Annotated in this window: 14 protein-coding genes; 10 read left to right on the forward strand and 4 right to left on the reverse strand. The window is 42.8% G+C overall.

Annotation, left to right across the window (positions count from 1 at the left end):
- The first annotated feature begins 401 nt into the window (after positions 1–401).
- The 3 genes from rpiB to ACFI6G_RS05185 all read left to right on the forward strand — a co-directional run bounded on the left by rpiB (position 402) and on the right by ACFI6G_RS05185 (position 2600).
- On the forward strand, positions 402–863 hold the full coding sequence (gene rpiB / locus ACFI6G_RS05175) for a ribose 5-phosphate isomerase B (RefSeq protein WP_010431394.1): 462 nt from the start codon (positions 402–404) through the stop codon (positions 861–863).
- Between the two features lie 355 nt (positions 864–1218).
- On the forward strand, positions 1219–2082 hold the full coding sequence (locus ACFI6G_RS05180; RefSeq protein ID WP_016784300.1) for a DMT family transporter: 864 nt from the start codon (positions 1219–1221) through the stop codon (positions 2080–2082).
- On the forward strand, positions 2076–2600 hold the full coding sequence (locus ACFI6G_RS05185) for a MerR family transcriptional regulator (RefSeq protein WP_010431390.1): 525 nt from the start codon (positions 2076–2078) through the stop codon (positions 2598–2600). Before ACFI6G_RS05180 ends, ACFI6G_RS05185 begins: the two co-directional genes overlap by 7 nt.
- 96 nt (positions 2601–2696) lie before the next feature.
- Here the strand turns inward: ACFI6G_RS05185 and ACFI6G_RS05190 are convergent, their stop codons facing one another.
- The 4 genes from ACFI6G_RS05190 to kdgR all read right to left on the reverse strand — a co-directional run bounded on the left by ACFI6G_RS05190 (position 2697) and on the right by kdgR (position 7025).
- Complete coding sequence (locus tag ACFI6G_RS05190; RefSeq protein WP_016767874.1) at positions 2697–3482, reverse strand: phytanoyl-CoA dioxygenase family protein; 786 nt, start codon at positions 3480–3482, stop codon at positions 2697–2699.
- Positions 3483–3610: 128 nt separating this feature from the next.
- The gene (locus tag ACFI6G_RS05195; RefSeq protein WP_010431385.1) at positions 3611–4492 is read right to left on the reverse strand and encodes a DMT family transporter; all 882 of its coding nucleotides are present in this window, start codon (positions 4490–4492) and stop codon (positions 3611–3613) included.
- A 123-nt stretch (positions 4493–4615) separates the two neighbouring features.
- Positions 4616–5947: an MFS transporter gene (locus ACFI6G_RS05200; protein ID WP_032544939.1), complete on the reverse strand. Its 1332-nt coding sequence runs from the start codon at positions 5945–5947 to the stop codon at positions 4616–4618.
- Between the two features lie 292 nt (positions 5948–6239).
- A complete protein-coding gene (gene kdgR, locus ACFI6G_RS05205) occupies positions 6240–7025 on the reverse strand; it encodes a DNA-binding transcriptional regulator KdgR (protein WP_016767876.1) in 786 nt (261 codons plus the stop codon).
- A gap of 245 nt (positions 7026–7270) precedes the next feature.
- Here kdgR and kduD point away from each other — a divergent pair, with 245 nt between their 5' ends.
- From kduD to ACFI6G_RS05240, 7 genes are all read left to right on the forward strand, one after another.
- Complete coding sequence (gene kduD, locus ACFI6G_RS05210) at positions 7271–8032, forward strand: 2-dehydro-3-deoxy-D-gluconate 5-dehydrogenase KduD (RefSeq protein ID WP_010431375.1); 762 nt, start codon at positions 7271–7273, stop codon at positions 8030–8032.
- A gap of 18 nt (positions 8033–8050) precedes the next feature.
- Positions 8051–8575: a YgjV family protein gene (locus tag ACFI6G_RS05215; protein WP_010431373.1), complete on the forward strand. Its 525-nt coding sequence runs from the start codon at positions 8051–8053 to the stop codon at positions 8573–8575.
- A gap of 7 nt (positions 8576–8582) precedes the next feature.
- Positions 8583–8903: a cupin domain-containing protein gene (locus tag ACFI6G_RS05220; protein ID WP_010431369.1), complete on the forward strand. Its 321-nt coding sequence runs from the start codon at positions 8583–8585 to the stop codon at positions 8901–8903.
- Between the two features lie 72 nt (positions 8904–8975).
- Positions 8976–9614, forward strand: a complete 639-nt coding sequence (locus tag ACFI6G_RS05225) for an RpiB/LacA/LacB family sugar-phosphate isomerase (protein ID WP_016789899.1) — start codon at positions 8976–8978, stop codon at positions 9612–9614.
- 405 nt (positions 9615–10019) lie between these two features.
- Positions 10020–11786: a sodium:solute symporter family protein gene (locus ACFI6G_RS05230; protein ID WP_016797915.1), complete on the forward strand. Its 1767-nt coding sequence runs from the start codon at positions 10020–10022 to the stop codon at positions 11784–11786.
- Positions 11787–11945: 159 nt separating this feature from the next.
- Positions 11946–13370 carry a glucuronate isomerase gene (gene uxaC, locus ACFI6G_RS05235; protein WP_016787321.1) on the forward strand — a complete coding sequence of 475 codons (1425 nt, stop codon included), beginning with the start codon at positions 11946–11948 and terminating at the stop codon, positions 13368–13370.
- A 9-nt stretch (positions 13371–13379) separates the two neighbouring features.
- On the forward strand, positions 13380–15386 hold the full coding sequence (locus tag ACFI6G_RS05240; protein ID WP_016797916.1) for a heparinase II/III domain-containing protein: 2007 nt from the start codon (positions 13380–13382) through the stop codon (positions 15384–15386).
- The last annotated feature ends 69 nt before the right edge of the window (positions 15387–15455 follow it).

Raw genomic sequence — 15455 nt, forward strand, 5'->3', positions numbered from 1 at the left:
CAACTAATCAATAGGAAAAGGAACACGTTATTAATGCCGCATGGTTTAGAGGTAAACTAAGTAAGCAAAGGAACCGGAGACAGTAAAAAATGTCGTCGCCTAACGCTCCCAATCATGTTGATGGGCAGTTTGTAATAGCTCAATGAATTGGCTACTTGATTGGAGATTTGTAATACTTGAAACTATCCGTGAGATGCTAATTTAGTCCACTCATTGATACGTTGCTGTGCAGAAGAGAGGAGGGGGAACATCGTAACGCAGAAATATTCCGTTCTTTGTTTCGGCTGATTCAATATATGCTTCACTCTGGCATCATTTGGTATATTTTTTCATCGAGCTATGTGGCTAAATTTAATTGTCCACTACATTTATATAAAACCTATGAGGTAGAAAGTAATTGTATGAAAGTTGCAATAGGTAATGACCACGCTGGACTTGAATTAAAGCAGAAGCTTGTCACTCATATTGAAAATAAAGGCCATACCGTTATTGATATGGGTACAGGAAATAAGGAACGTACACATTCAGCGCTCTATGCAGATAAAGTAACCAAATTGGTTAAACTTAAACGCGTAGATATGGGCATATTAATCTGTGGGACAGGTGTAGGAATGAATATTTGTGCTAACAAAGTTAATGGTATAAGAGCTGTGATGGGCTTTGAATCCCATACTGTTGAGCAGGCTAGGCGACATAATGATACTAATGTACTTACTTTGGGAGCCTTGACTATTGAACCGACACTAGCAATAAAACTAGTTGATATTTGGCTGGAAACTGAGTTTGACGATAGTGAAACTAGGCGTTATAGGTTGCATTTAATCGAAAAAATTGAAATCGATCAAAATGAGAGTGACATATAAGAGCTAAGGCTGATAGACAACGGTTTCTAAAGGCCCTGCATAAAATAACGCAAACTACCTCTGTCACTTTGAGTAAGCAATTTGAAAAACAGGACGAGCTATTATTTTGTCCAAAACCTTGTCACTTTAAATCTTAACCAACGTCAATTTTTAACTCAGAATTACCCTTTTTCATGTTTCAAAGAGACTACTTTTATCCGTTAACAACTCATATCACTTGACCTGTCTACAGGTAACGACTTTAGAATGATTAGCCTTATACTTATCATGACTAAAGAGGCACATTTCGTTGTACCAATTACGAGACTTACAGCAATCAAAGATACTTCAGCTCTTTAACCACCTTTCATCGACAATGAAAGGGATCACTCTTGCCCTTATATCTACAGCACTGTTTACTATAGTTGGGGTATTTGTTCGACAACTCAGTACAGACTATGACACATTTCAGATCCTGTTCTTTCGCCAGCTCATCTTTATGCTCTTGCTCCTGCCTGCGATCAGAAAAAATATTGGTGTGCTGCTTAAGCCCAACAAAATATCGCTTCACCTACTAAGAATACTAGGCGCTTTTACCGCTCTATATTTTGGCTTTATTTCAGTGAGCAACATTCCATTTTCTGACGCAACAGCACTCGGTTTTCTGCAGGTACTTTTTGTGGCTCTAATCGCTCATTTCGTATTGGTAGAGCAGATCACCAGCAGTCGAATTTTCACGATTGTGGTTGGATTTATCGGGGTAATGACGGTTGTTCGACCGACCTTTGCAAGCCATAACCTTTATGTTTTATCTGGCGTGATTGCCGCACTAGGCGCGTCGGTAGCGGTAGTGTGTGTTAGGAAAGTGGCACAGAGCGAACCAAAGATAACATTGATGGCATACCAAGCTCTGGCAATTGGTTTGATGACATTAATACCAACCCTTTACTTATGGCGCACACCAACAGTCGAAGACTTTATGCTACTGCTGTTAGTTGGCATCATCTCTTCGTTTGCTCAGTATGTTGGTATCTCTGCATATAAATGGGTGCAAGCCAACATCATTGCCAATGTTGAGTATGTAAAGATTATCTATTCACTTATTATTGGCTTAGTTGTCTTTTCTGAAATTCCTGATTTATGGTCAATGATTGGCGCACTGATTATTCTTATCAGTGCATTGATTCCATTGATTTGGTCTCACTATCAAACAACCAAAGAGGATAGCCCTAAGTGTTGAGCATCAAACAATTTTGTGAGCAACTTGAGGTATGTCGAACAACGGTTCTCTACTACGAGCGAAAGGGGCTAATTACTCCCGCAGCTAGAGCATCTAACGGTTATCGCCAATATGGAGAGCGAGAACTTGATAGGTTTAGATCAATACTTGCCTATCGCTCTTATGGTATTCCCGTCAGTGAGATTGAGAGCCTGCTACAGCAATCTCAGGATGAAGACCGAGATGTGGTACTAAGACAACAGTTTGCTGCCCTCGATCTAGAAATTCAAAAATTGCGCCAGCAGCAACAGTCCATAATGGCGTTACTCAAAGACCCTGAACTTCTTAATCAAGGCCTACTCACCAAAGAGCGTTGGACAGAAATACTTAAAGAATCAGGAATGGATGAACAGGGTATGATCAATTGGCACAAACGCTTTGAGCAGATGGAGCCGCTAGGACATCTCAAATTCCTGCAATCTTTAAATATCGATGAAGATGAAATTGCGCAGATAAGGGCGTGGTCTCGCCAATCATAAATCAGCGATCTGGGATTAGATATTTCAACTCTAAGCCGTAATATGTGCGATATTCTCTACTCTAGTTTGTTAAAAATTCGCGATGTTAATTGATTGCTAGCACAGCATCGATTTTAACTGTAGCGTGTTCATAAACAATCTAGGATCGTTAAACTTGTTCAACATTGATGGAGTTGGCAAGCAATCGTCATCGACGTAGTCTACATAATCGGCCGCAGAATCAAAGATCAATATATCCAAAGCCAACCGATCCAGCCCGTATCGGCCTCGATGGATCATATCCGCCGAAAATACCAACAAGTCGCCTGCAGCTAACGGTATTTGCTTCCCGCCAGAGATGTCATCACTGCTCTCTTTACCATTCACTTCTTGGCGAACATTGTATTCCTCTTCATTGTCCCATCGCTTGTGTGTTCCGGGGATGAGCTCCATTCCGGGTTCATCAAATAAGGGGACGCGTAGGTGTAATACTTGCGTTTCTAGTATTACTCTCATCTGGTCATCAATGTCATAATCGTATTGACAGTCACGATGCCAAAAGTCTTTCTGCTCCGGGTTTACAGGGTTGAAGAATAGTTGCGTGTTCATGAATGCAGGGTTGTTCGGAATTACCGCATCAACGACATCCATGACTTTTTTTGAGCTAATGAAATCAAAGAGTGCAGTTCTATCATCAGTAGGTAAATATTGGCTTCCCGTAATTAGAGACGAGTTAAACGCTTCTTCTTGATAGAACTCTTCGTTGTCGGCCTTCCACGATTCATGGAATTTAAGTACGACTTTTCTAAGCGATGCAATTTGAGCTTCATCGAAATAATTTCTGAGAACAAAGTAACCCTGCTCGTCGTATTGGTTACTTAATTGTTGGTTGTTTTCTAACACTGACTACCTTCGTGCTATCTATACCGTGAATGTGCACGGATTTCTCGAGCGCATAATGCCAGACTGTAGTGATTCAACCAAGTAAGGAATGAGGGAATGATTAAACACCACGGTATGACGTAGTTCAACTACTGCCACATTACCAACACAGCTGCGATAGAAAGTAAGATCAGCGCAAGAATGTCTTTGCGAGCAATACTTTGCCCCAACCAGAAGTAAGAGATCAATACCATAAAGACTACTTCGATTTGCCCTAATGTTTTTACATAAGGCACGGCTTGAAGTGACATCGCGCTAAACCAGCCAAGAGAACCAATTACACTTGCTAGGCTTGTCATTACCACCAGTTTCGACTTGGTAAAGATCTGGCGCAATGTGTCGCGTTCTCTGAAAAAAAGATACGTACAGATAATCACTGTCTGAAGGGAAATGACGAGAAACAGCACCCATGCGGCGCTATGAGGGAAGGGCAGGCCAATACTCAAGCTAGCTTCACGTACCCAAAGAGACGTTAAAGCAAAGGCTGTGCTGCAAGCCATACCTAAGAGAAAGACTTTGGGAGAGAGGCTTCGCCAACCGGAAGAGCTGCTCATTATTAGCACGCCTAACGTGCCAATAAGTACTCCTATCCAACCTGTCACCGTTAACGCGGTACCAAAGAACAACACAGAAAGCACTGCCGAAACGGGAGCCTCACACTTAGCGAGTCCGGCTCCAATCGCGTAGTTTTCGAGTTTAAATAGCATCACCATTAAACCGGTCGCGAGGATCTGCATAATGGCTGCTGCAACGATAAAAAAGCCAAACTTGCCGGAAAAACTAGGAACAGCGACTGGCTGCCATTGATAGAGCGCGCATAGGTAAATAAGTGCAATAGGGCCAGCCCAAATAAAGCGAGCCAGCGTCACTCCCGCCACACTCATTGTGCCACTTAATTTGCTTTGAAATGCATTACGCCAAGATTGGCTGAAGGCAGCAAGAAGAGTAAAAGCTATCCAACTAAAAGACATGACGCTTCCATGTGTTATATAAATTAATGATTATACTAACAAACCATACCAATATAAGAAGCGACTTAGTCTTGTTATAGCCAGAGGTGAAGCTTTAATTTCGACAAAATACAGCTAACCCCTTCAAAAAATGGGTCCTTTTTTGTTTTTGAAATAGAACAGTACGCTGATCGAAACGAACAATAAGGTGAAGTAATAGAAGAACGAAGACAGTGAAGCTAAGAAGTCGAGGTTTTGTTCTATCTCTTGTGCGGTGTAGCTCTGAGACACCAATTTATAGTAGTAGGCATACAAAATACCGATCAAGCCATACCCAAGGTTAAACATCAGGCCTTTGAAACTGAGAACGGTCGCTCGGTTGTGTGATTCCGTCTTTTTGTTCAGATGGTAGCTAATGAATATGTTCATCGTCATGATGATAAAGATCAGTACCAACGCGGGAATTACGCCATAAATCGACCAACCTAAACTGATCCAATAGTAGGTCGCCATGCTTGCTAACCCCATGAACACAATAAAGGTTTTGGGCTCGATGCTTTCTGCCAATCTTCGGCTTTGCCCTGCCAATATAATCTTAAGCAAGCTGATACCCGCGCCAATAAAACCAAAGTAGATAATTGGAATATCAATGGCCAGATAGTATTGGCTGTTCATGGTTAGGAACATTCGCGAGGTGTGTTCGAATAGGCTGTAGTAGAGCAAGATGAACAGCACGTAAGGCGTAGCAAATACCCATTTACCTGCATCGATCGTTAACTTGAGGCTTGCGATGGTGGTTGCTAATTTGGTTTGGTCGCTTGGCATCACCTTTTTCTCTTCGCGCATATTAATCGCGGCATAGATGGCGATCGTCGCAACAAATAAGGTGGCGAACACGGGAATACGCATCAGGTCTTTAGTGCTTTCTGGCTCCGCTAGTCCAAAGAAATGAAAGATGTTCGCCATAAAGTTCACATCGTACATCGCCGCACCAATTAGAGTGACAAAGATACCGACAGTTGAGGCGACACGAAGCTGGATTTGCAGCACTCGGGGCCACAACTCTTCATTGCCTTGTTCTTTTAAGGTGTCGTAAGCTAATGCCTCGTCGGCGCCGCTCGCCAGTGCCATCGCTAAGCCACTGAGAATCCGATTAATTAGAAAGACAATGAACACCAAGTTAGGGTTTCCGGTTGGCACTAAGGCGATCATCGCGATCTCAACAAACATCACAATCGAAGATAGCACCACCAGTTTCTTACGGCCTAAGGTATCGGCGAATGCGCCCGACGGTACTTCAGCAAGCACAATGGTGGCTGCCCAGACTACGTTTAGCATGGCAAACTGAGACAGGGTTAAGCCGTAATCTAAATAGAGTAGGGTGAAAATAGGGTAATAAAAACGCGCAAAGTAGCTACTTCGAAACATTAAGAAGTAGCGGACATTGGGAGTTTTAAGGATCTCTGTGAGCGTCATGATATTTTCAGTCATTTAGATAACACATCATTATGTATAACCCTTTTACTCTTTTAAATCATGGGATTGTTTCTAAATCCCTAGAATATCTGGTTTAGGGGATCTTTGAGAACATCGTTCATGGTGGGTTATAGGTTTGCAGGTCTTCGTGCGATCTGATGACGGTGGAAGCTATTTATCTGATCTATAAGTCTTTCTATTTACACATAGCATGGCTTGTCATGATTCTTGGGCTGGTAATCGATGGGACAACGCGTAATAAAAAAGGCAGCAATAATTGCTGCCTTTTTTATTATTTGATTGGGTAATCATTAAACCCTAATTGCTTGGATATATTTCTGCCTGCGTTGTGCAGTAACTCCACATAGTAAGCTTTTTTCTCTTCATCAAATCGAATAGTAGGAAATGAAATTGAGACACCGGCAATTACGGTACCAAAGCGGTCGTAAACTGGAGCTGCGATACAACGTAAGCCTGGCTCTTGTTCTTCATTATCTTCGCCAAAGTGCTGTAGCTTAACCGCTTTAAGTTCATCGACAAGTTGGTCGACATTTTCAAGGGTATTTTTTGTACTTTTCACAAATTCGGCGTCTGCCAACTGAGTGCGAACGAATTCTTCGTCACGTTCTGCCAATAATACTTTACCAATCGCAGTCGTATGCAGAGGATTTCTTCGACCAACGCGTGAGTGCATGCGTAGGGCGAAGCTAGAATCGATTTTGTGTATGTAGATGATAGAGCCATGGTCCAACGCACCTAAGTGAATGGTTTCATTGGTCTCTTCTGAAATCACACGCATCTCTTTCTCGGCGATTGTGATCATATCAACCCACTCGAGTGACTTTGAGCCAAGCTCAAACATCTTTAATGTAAGTGAGTATCTGTCAGCTTCGCCTTGTTGAGATACATAGCCAAGCATTTTCATGGTTTGTAGAAAGCGGTAGGTAGTGGCCTTAGACATCATTAGACGCTGTGAAAGGTCTGATACGCCTATTTCCTTCTGTTCCCCCAGAGATTCAAGAATATTAAAAACTTTTAATACCGATGAAACGGCTTCTGGCTGGGTGGACTTCTCCATTTTTCTTCCTTTGAGCTATCTAATATCAAGACAAAATACCATTTTTCGTAATTTCTAAAAAGCCTTTTCAAAAAAATAAAAAAGATAACGATCAACTTCAAACTTTTAGGATAAGTAGAAATTATTTTTGAAATGTCGTTTCAAAAATAATTGTCAGCAATGATTTTATGTTTTATTGTATGACTAAATCGAGTGGGCGACATTACAGAAATGCCACAACACTAAACGTAATTGAGGAAGCAAACATGATGTTAGAGTCATTCAATCTGGAAGGTAAAGTAGCGATAGTGACGGGTTGTGATACTGGCCTTGGTCAAGGTATGGCAATTGGTCTGGCTGAAGCTGGATGTAAAGTGGTGGGCGTTAATCGTGTTGAGCCAGTAGATACCATTGAAAAAATGAATAAAGCGGGCCATACGTTTTTAGACGTACGTGCCGACCTTCTAAAGCAAGAAGAGATTCCTGGAATTATAGATAAAGCGCTGACTGAATTTGGTCGTATCGACATCCTTGTTAATAATGCCGGCATCATTCGTCGAGAAGATGCGATTGAGTTTTCTGAGCAAAACTGGGATGACGTAATGAACATCAATACTAAGACTGTTTTCTTTATGTCTCAGTCGGTTGCGAAGCAGTTTAAAGCGCAAGGTACTGGCGGCAAGATCATCAATATCGCATCAATGCTCTCTTTCCAAGGTGGTATTCGTGTTCCTTCGTATACAGCGTCTAAGAGTGCTGTAATGGGTATCACCCGCGCGATGGCGAACGAATGGGCTAGCGATAACATTAATGTCAATGCGATTGCACCTGGATATATGGCAACCAACAATACTCAAGCACTGCGTGAAGATGCTGATCGTAACCAAGCTATTCTTGAGCGCATTCCTGCTGATCGCTGGGGTACACCTAAAGATGTCGCTGGCCCATGTGTGTTCTTAGCATCATCTGCATCGGATTATATTAATGGTTATACCATTGCTGTCGATGGTGGATGGTTAGCACGCTAACGATTTTTGTAATATAAGATGGTTAACGAGATCGTTGCACAAGCTGTAGGGCTACTAAGTTTCCTTCTGGGCCTTTCGACCTTTTACCAGAAGGACGACAAAAAGCTCAAAGTGGTCATGTTGATGTTGAACGTTAACCATCTTATCCACTTTTTATTATTGGGTTCTATTACATCGGCAATCGGTGCTTTGATTTCAGCACTCAGGACTTGCACTGCTATGTACACAAAATCGCTGTGGGCTGCAGGGTTCTTTATTGCCCTCGCAGTTGGTAGCGGAATCGGTTTTGCTCAGCATTGGTATCAACTTCTGCCTTTAGCCGGAACGATTATTGGAACGTACTCAATATTTAGATTGAATGGTATTGCACTAAGAGTCGGCTTTTTATTGGGAGCTGCATGCTGGCTAACTAATAATCTGATTATTGGTTCAATTGGTGGCTCGCTGATGGAAATATCAGTGATAGGGATTAACCTCGTTACTATTTTTCGTCTATACCAAGATAACGCCAAGTGCAAAATTACGCCGCAACAACAGGAATAAAAACGACATGTTTGTGTATAACGAAGACGTGAAAATGGAAGATCTTGGCGCGGGAGTTTCCCGCAAGGTGCTTGCTCATAGCGAGAACGTGATGGCTGTAGAAGTTCATTTCGAAACAGGCGCAGTTGGTGCGTTGCATACCCATCCTCATGAGCAGCTCACATACGTTTTGTCGGGAGCCTTTGAGTTCACGATTGGCGATGTAACGAAAGTGGTGCGCGCAGGCGACACTATGTACAAAGAGCCGGGTATCGAACATGGCTGTGTTTGCCTAGAAGCCGGCGTATTAATTGATAACTTTACGCCAATGCGTAAAGACTTTGTTTAAGCTCTAAATTTTTTAGAGCGAACACTTGAGCACTAATTTTTAAATTTGCAGTAATGCTGCGGGAGAAAGTAAATGAAAATCGCATTAATGATGGAAAACAGTCAAGCAGGCAAAAATGCAATGGTATCAGCTGAACTAGAGTCAGTTGCTGGTGGTTTTGGTCACGATGTTTTCAACCTAGGAATGACAGATGAGAACGATCACCACTTAACGTATATTCATCTAGGTATTATGGCGAGCATTCTGATTAACTCAAAGGCTGTTGACTTTGTTGTGACAGGATGTGGCACTGGTCAAGGTGCTTTGATGTCGCTGAACTTACATCCAGGCGTGGTTTGTGGTTACTGTTTAGAACCTTCTGATGCGTTCTTGTTCAACCAAATCAACAACGGCAACGCTATCGCGCTCGCTTTTGCGAAAGGTTTTGGTTGGGCTGGTGAACTGAACGTTCGTTACATCTTTGAAAAAGCTTTCACAGGTGAGCGTGGTCAAGGTTACCCGTTAGAGCGAGCAGAGCCACAACAACGCAATGCCGCGCTTCTTAATGAGGTAAAAGCAGCGGTAGTGAAGGATAATTTTATTGATTCACTGCGCGCTATCGATCAAGATCTAGTGAAGACTGCTGTGGGTAGCCCTCGTTTCCAACAGTGTTTCTTTGATAATTGCCAAAACCAAGCAATTGCTGATTATGTCCGTTCGCTTTTGGACTAATTGAAACGCTTGATTTCAGAGAGCCAGCCCAATGAGGCTGGCTTTTTTATATCAGGAGTTTGGATAACTAATAGCTGATGTTTAGTTAATACAAAAGCAATCGGCGCCTGAGTCATGGCTTGGTATACCTCCTAGACGCGTAATTTGGTCGCTATACCCCTAGGTTACTTGATCTATTTTCGCCCCTTCTCGCCACGATGTATCTAAATATCCATCAATGATCTTTTTAAATTAAAAAGCGCAGAACTCAATAATCCAAACTCGATCTCATTTGTATGACTTTTGCATTGTTTGGATCACAAAAATCACAGGAAACCCTTAAATAAAATATCGTTAATGTAATAATGAAACGGCATTTTAAAAATTAAATCACTTAAACGGAACAATAATGAAAAGGGGTTCGTAATGAATATCGACATGCTCGTTGTTGGTGTCTACTTTATCTTTATGATAGCGATTGGCGTCATCTTCAAACGTTTTGCAGGCAGTTCTACCAGTGATTACTTTCGTGGAGGAGGCAAGATGTTGTGGTGGATGGTTGGCTCTACCGCATTCATGACGCAGTTTAGTGCCTGGACATTTACTGGCGCTGCGGGTAAAGCTTTTACCGATGGTTTCCCAATCATGGTTATTTTTATGGCGAACGCATTTGGCTTTCTACTTTCGTGGTTGTTCTTTTCATACCGCTTTCGACAAATGCGTGTTGTTACACCTATTGAAGGTGTGCGTCGTCGCTTCGGTGCAACGAATGAACAAGTGTTTACGTGGGCAACAATGCCGACAAGCGTGGTCTACACCGGTATTTGGCTAAATGGTCTCGCACTTTTCGTTAGTGCTGTGTTTAAAGTTGATATCGAAACCACGATCGTTGTGACTGGTTTGATTGTTCTCTTTATTTCGGTGTTGGGCGGAGCGTGGGGTGTAGTAGCTTCAGACTTTGTACAAATGGTTGTGATAATGGCGGTGACCGTGGTTTGTGCGGTAGCTGCATTGGCAAAAATTGGTGGCCCAGCGAATCTTATCGAGCAATTCCCTGCCGACAGTGTCATGGGCTCTGATATGAACTATCCATTGCTGTTCGTATCTTGGTTTATCTTCATGTTCGTTAAGCAATTGCAAAACATCAACAACATGCAAGATTCTTATCGCTTCTTAACGGCAAAAGACTCTACTAACGCACGTAAAGCCGCCCTACTTGCGTTCGTATTAATGCTGATTGGGCCGGCGATTTGGTTCTTACCACCCTGGGTAACGGCAATTATCTATCCTGAAGCGGCAACTGTACATGCGGCTGAACTTGGTAGTAAAGCAGCGGATGCAGTTTACCTAGTGTTTGTCGAAAACGTCATGCCGGTTGGTATGGTGGGACTGCTTATGTCGGCTGTATTTGCGGCAACAATGTCTTCAATGGATTCAGGTCTAAACCGAAATTCAGGTGTGTTCGTGCGTAACTTTTACGCACCAATCATAGACAAAAACGCGGATGACAAGAAGCTGATGCGAGTGAGTCAATTCATGACTATGGTCTTCGGCATATTGATCATCATGGTAGCTCTGTTCATTAACTCTCTTCGTGGCTTGAGCCTTTTCGACGCAATGATGTACGTAAGTACGCTGTTACAGATGCCAATTCTAGTGCCGTTATTCTTCGGTATGTTTATTAAGAAAACGCCCGACTGGGCAGCTTGGGCGACATTGGCTGTGGGCATGCTGGTGTCTTACATCGTGAGTTTTGTGCTTACAGCAGACGTTGTTGCCAATTTATTAAACTTAGAGGTTCCGTTCACGGGACGTGAAGCGAGTGACCTAAAAGTTCTGCTTGGGGTTATTGGGCACCTTGTGATCACGGGTGGTTTCTTCTGTCTAACAACTAAGTTCTACAAAGAGCCAGTGGGCAAAAGAAATACAGAACTTAAAGAGTTTTGGAGTGATGTTGCGACTCCTGTTATCGAAGAGGAAGGACAAGATGAAATGGATCGCCAACAACGCGATATGCTAGGCAAGCTCATTCTGGTTTTCGGTGCACTTGTAACGGCGATGGTACTAATCCCGAACCCGTTCTGGGGTCGCATGGCCTTTGTCTTCTGTGGCGCGGTAATTGTGACTGTGGGTTCTCTGTTATTAAAGAGTGCGAGAAAAACGCCTCGTTTAGAAGTATCTACATCCAAGTAATCGGCAATAGCTAGCCATGTAAAAGTAACAAGGGTATAGGCCAGAGGGGACACTCTCTGGCTTATATGAACCACCTCGTAGAGGGGCTTTAGGAAACAATTTCATGAATGAATTTTTCCCTAAAGTTTATCAATACAGTTTTCTACAAGAGTTTGAATTATGTCTTCATACATACATAAAGATTTTCTATTGAAGGGGGACACTGCTAAGCGTTTATATCACGATTACGCGGCAGGGCTTCCCATTATTGATTATCATAACCATTTAGAGGCCAAAGAGATTTATGACAACCATCAATACGACAATATTGCTCAGGCTTGGTTGAGTTGCGATCACTACTTGTGGCGTGCATTACGAAGTAACGGAGTCGATGAGTATTACATCACAGGTGATGCGAGTGATTATGAAAAGTTTCAAAAGTGGTGTGAGACCATGCCGTATCTGATCGGCAATCCGCTGTATCACTGGTGTCACTTGGAGCTTAAGAAATACTTCGGTCTCGATTTACTGCTCAACTCAGAGAATTGCGAGGTTATTTGGCAACACTGTAATCAAAAACTCAGCCAAGAGTCTCACCGATTCCAAAGTCTGCTTAAAGAGAGTCGAGTCGATACCTTGTGCACCACTGATGATCCACTTAGCGATCTGAGCTATCACGATAAACTGAATCGTTCAGGATTTTCTGTACAAGTCTTGCCGACATTTCGTGCTGACAGTCTGATTGAAATAGAGAATCAAAGTAGTTTTCAAAATACACTCAATTCACTGGCGTTCATCACTGACATTAATGTCGTCGATTTCGCAAGCTATGCTCAAGCAATCACGTCTCGTGTGGACTTTTTTGCACAACACAACTGTCGATTATCTGACTTAGGGTTAAAAGTTGTAGATTTTTCGCACTATTACCCTGACGTACTTGATCAAGCTATAGCAAATGTCAAATGTGGTGATGCGCTGAATAGTGAAGAAATTTCGCAGTTTAAGACGGCCGTTTTTGAAGTGCTTGGCAAGGCTTATCATAAGCACGGTTGGTCGATGCAAGTTCACATTGGAGTTTTAACAAATGTGAATAAGCGCCGCTTTGATGATCTAGGTGGCGGTACGGGATTCAGTGTTATCAGTGACAACCCAATTGCAGAAAACCTGAGTCATTTATTGAGTTTGTTAGATCAAGACCGCCAACTCCCTCAGACTATCGTATATAGCCTTAACCCGAAAGATAGCCCAGTGCTTGGGTCAATCATAGGCGCCTTTCAAGACAGTGATGCGCAGCCAGGTAAAGTCCAGCTTGGTTCTGCGTGGTGGTTTAACGATCATAAGGCGGGTATGGAAAAACAACTTCAAGATCTAGCTAGTTTAGGGGCGCTAGGGCGCTTTGTAGGAATGTTAACCGACTCTCGCAGCGTGTTGTCACTCTCTCGTCATGACTATTTTCGTCGCATTCTATGTAACTTACTTGGTAAGTGGGTCGATGACGGGGAACTACCGAATGATGAGCCTTTGCTTAAACAGAGTGTCGAGAACATCTGTTATCAAAACGCCAAACAATACTTCAATTTTCATTCATCTAAAGATTTAGTATAGGTATCCATTATGCTGCAGTTTACCTCTCAGGAAATGGCGGTCATTCGTCAAAATGCCAACCAAGAGATCATCGAACAAATTATTCAAGATAATCAGGTTGTGCTTACTTCAGACACTCTCGTTCCACCCGATGCCCGCGCAACATGGAATTTATATTATTTTTGCCCAACGCATGGGGTTCGCTTAAGTTGGGATAGAGACCGACCCACTGAACATGTGTGCCCTGTTGATGGCGAAGTACTTACTGGGGAACCTTATGACGGAGCATGGTGGCGTTGGCTTAATGGGCTCAATTCTAAAGCGTGTAATGACCTAGGCTTGCTTTGGCACATTACTCAAGACCGCAAATACTTCGAAAAAGTTCGTGAGATCTTATTGGGTTATGCTGAATACTACCCGAATTACGAAGAACACGGCGGTATTCCATATAACGGTCCAGGAAAAGCAAATGCACAGACTCTTTGCGAAGCGAATTGCAATATTGATTTTGCCCGAGGCTATGATTTCGTTAAAGAGCAGTTGAATACCGAAGAGCAATTATTTATTGAACAGCGCTTGTTACGCGAAGGCGCTGGGTTCCTGATGCAACATCGAGCTGATCAATTGCATAACCATGAAATGAAAATTTCTGCGACTATTGGTGTGATAGGCTTGATACTTGGTGACCGAAAATTCATCGACTTTGCGGTGAGCACGCCTTATGGCTTGAAGTATCAGTTAGAGTATGGTGTAAAGGGGGAGGGCTTATGGTTTGAAGGTTCTATCCATTATCATTACTACGCTTTACAAGCACTTCTGAATTTCGAAAAAATGGCATGTAAAACAGAGTACTCACTACAATCGGTACCAAACTTCCATACCATGTTGGCGTTCCCGCTCAAGCTACTCATCAATACGGGTGACTTTCCACGTCTGAACGACTGTATTGCGGGTCAAGAGAAGTTAACTCATAGCCACTTGTTCGAATTCGGGTATCGTGAGTTCAGAGACCCTTTATTTGCATCGGCGTTGCAGAGCATCTATCAAGATAAGCCACGCAACAATATCGACGCACTGTTGTACGGTGTTGATGCATTACCTGTGGCAGAGCTGCTCATGTGCCAGTCTATTCATGCAGAACAATCAGGCGTCACGATCATGCACGATCGAGAGCACGATAACATGCTATTAATTAAGCACTCTCCGTATGGTGGTGAGCATGATCACTATGATCGACTAGGGATGATCGTTACTCGAAATGGTAAAGAAATTTTGCCTGACTTGGGAACAACAGGGTACGGTGCTGAACTGCATTATGGGTATTATAAAAATACGGTGACGCACAACACCTTGGCGGTGAATCAGAAGAATCAACCGCCAGCCAACCCTCAGGTGAATACGTTTGTAAAAGAACAGTCCTACGCATGGTTAGACACACAAACAGATTGGTGTGGTGAGTTACCGACGGTCGATAGCCATACTATTGTTCAGTGGGATTTAGCCGCGTACAAAGACGTTGTGTTTCGTCGTCAAATTCTGTGGTTAGGGGATGTGGCGATTGAATTCAATACCGCGGAAAATCCTCACCAACAACAGTTGGATTTGGTCTGGCATATCAGAGGACAACACTGTGCTTTGGCAGAGGCACAAGGTTGCGACAATCCACTAGATGGGCCTTTAGCAAGAATGACGAGTTGCCATGAGATGCCTCTTAAAGCGTCCACTAATTTACGTTATTCGATTGATGGACAAACCGAATTTAATCAGCAGCTGATAACGGATAGTTCAGCGACTCTGTTGTTGGGGTATGCGCCAGACAACCCTGCAACCAGTGATTTAGCTTACACGATTTTGCGTAGCCAAGAAGCGGTTCTTAAAGTTGCCACGGTACATAATTTGACGCAAAACGATGAGGTTCGAGTTTCTGATATCGAGTGGTGCTCGGATGTTATCAGTCTAAGGTTGATAAGAAATGGAGTAGCGCAATCCATTTCAATTAACCAAGAAACGGGTGTTACTTTATTCGTCGCTGATTAACTTGTTAGCTACTTTCCATCGACTCTTCACCTTCGGTTAGGTTCCTAAGACGATTCCCTTGGTTTTTAC

It is taken from the genome of Vibrio sp. PSi01, assembly GCF_054960695.1.

What these genes read in the sequence shown, in the direction of transcription:
- rpiB (WP_010431394.1), top strand. Translation starts at nt 402, where the DNA reads ATGAAAGTTGCAATAGGTAATGACCACGCTGGACTTGAATTAAAGCAG.
- ACFI6G_RS05180 (WP_016784300.1), top strand. Translation starts at nt 1,219, where the DNA reads ATGAAAGGGATCACTCTTGCCCTTATATCTACAGCACTGTTTACTATA.
- ACFI6G_RS05195 (WP_010431385.1), bottom strand. Translation starts at nt 4,492, where the DNA reads ATGTCTTTTAGTTGGATAGCTTTTACTCTTCTTGCTGCCTTCAGCCAA.
- ACFI6G_RS05200 (WP_032544939.1), bottom strand. Translation starts at nt 5,947, where the DNA reads ATGACGCTCACAGAGATCCTTAAAACTCCCAATGTCCGCTACTTCTTA.
- kdgR (WP_016767876.1), bottom strand. Translation starts at nt 7,025, where the DNA reads ATGGAGAAGTCCACCCAGCCAGAAGCCGTTTCATCGGTATTAAAAGTT.
- kduD (WP_010431375.1), top strand. Translation starts at nt 7,271, where the DNA reads ATGATGTTAGAGTCATTCAATCTGGAAGGTAAAGTAGCGATAGTGACG.
- ACFI6G_RS05215 (WP_010431373.1), top strand. Translation starts at nt 8,051, where the DNA reads ATGGTTAACGAGATCGTTGCACAAGCTGTAGGGCTACTAAGTTTCCTT.
- ACFI6G_RS05220 (WP_010431369.1), top strand. Translation starts at nt 8,583, where the DNA reads ATGTTTGTGTATAACGAAGACGTGAAAATGGAAGATCTTGGCGCGGGA.
- ACFI6G_RS05225 (WP_016789899.1), top strand. Translation starts at nt 8,976, where the DNA reads ATGAAAATCGCATTAATGATGGAAAACAGTCAAGCAGGCAAAAATGCA.
- ACFI6G_RS05230 (WP_016797915.1), top strand. Translation starts at nt 10,020, where the DNA reads ATGAATATCGACATGCTCGTTGTTGGTGTCTACTTTATCTTTATGATA.
- uxaC (WP_016787321.1), top strand. Translation starts at nt 11,946, where the DNA reads ATGTCTTCATACATACATAAAGATTTTCTATTGAAGGGGGACACTGCT.
- ACFI6G_RS05240 (WP_016797916.1), top strand. Translation starts at nt 13,380, where the DNA reads ATGCTGCAGTTTACCTCTCAGGAAATGGCGGTCATTCGTCAAAATGCC.